1 protein-coding gene and 1 pseudogene are annotated in these 1,102 nt (G+C 70.1%); both read right to left on the bottom strand.

Going from position 1 to position 1,102, the window contains the following annotated elements; all coding sequences use genetic code 11:
• Positions 1-119: pseudogene (locus AC1DOC_RS34680) on the bottom strand (HslU--HslV peptidase proteolytic subunit); the annotation flags it as partial.
• 74 nt (positions 120-193) lie between these two features.
• On the bottom strand, positions 194-1,102 hold a 909-nt coding region (locus AC1DOC_RS34675; RefSeq protein WP_478131714.1), incomplete at its 5' end, for an STAS domain-containing protein.

The raw sequence follows: 1,102 nt of genomic DNA, 5'->3' as shown, positions 1-1,102 counted from the left end.
GTGCCCTTGATGACGATGTTGCCGAGAGTGACCTGCCCGTCCCCGCCAATGGCGACTTGGTCGCCCTGGGGGGTCTTGCGGCGCACGCTCACGATGGTGGTGCCGTGAAACTGTTCCATCGAAGCCATCTGGGGATGCCAGAGGGCAATGCAAGCCCGGGGCTGCTACCGAATGTGCGAAGCGCCAAGGCGCCCTAGTTCTTGCGCAGGGCCACCGTCGCATGGTCGGCAATGCCGACCAGGTCGAACAGCACCGCGATCAGGCGGTGGGCGTCCACGAACTGCACGCGCTCGCCCTCGGCGTCGCGCGCCCGCACCCAGCCGAGCAGCGTGCCAGCCGCGGCCAGGTCCATGCGCAGCAGCGCGGCGCACGAGATGACCGGCGCCGTGGTGTTGCGCAGGTCGGTGTCCAGCCGCTGCAGGCTCGAATGCGCCTCGCCGCGCAGATCGCCTGCCAGCGCGGCAAAGCCGGTGTCGGTGGTGGGAAAGCTCTCCGATTCGCCATTGACCGAGAGCAGCGACCACACGGAATTCGAACGGCTTGCCGCCGGTGCGGCCACCGAGGTGCAGGCGCCCTTGGGGTCCTGCCAGGCCGGCGGCGACACCTCGTAGGTGATGCAGTAGTTGAGCGCCACCAGTTCGAAGTCGTCGGGCATGTTCATCATGCGCAGCGCAGCCAGGTGCAGCTGCCACCAGATGTCCGGCGTGCCGCGCTCGCTGTTGGGCGTGGCCTCGGCCAGCACGGCCAGCAGTTTCGCGGCGCCGATGAAGCGCAGCTGGACCGGCGAATCGGCCCAGTGCGCAAACAGCACGCGCAGCGGCGCGGCGGCATCGGCCTCGATGGCGACCAGCGCGCGCCAGTCGAGCGTCCAGACCGAGCCGGCCTGCGACAGCGCCCGCGTGAGCTGGATCAAGCCGTCGCGCGCCAGGCGTGCCGGGCTGGCCCAGTTGGCGCCGGCCGGCGCCAGTTCTGCGAGTTCGCTGGCGGCCACTGCCTTCACGCTGCGCGCCAGCTCGTCGAACGAGACCCAGTCGGGCCCCATGCGCTTCATGCGCTGGGCATAGCGCATGCGCGCCGCGGCAAACCTGGCGGCATCGCCGGT

This window comes from Variovorax sp. 01T439_2, assembly GCF_056398445.1.
This window is presented reverse-complemented; position numbering and strand designations above follow the sequence as displayed.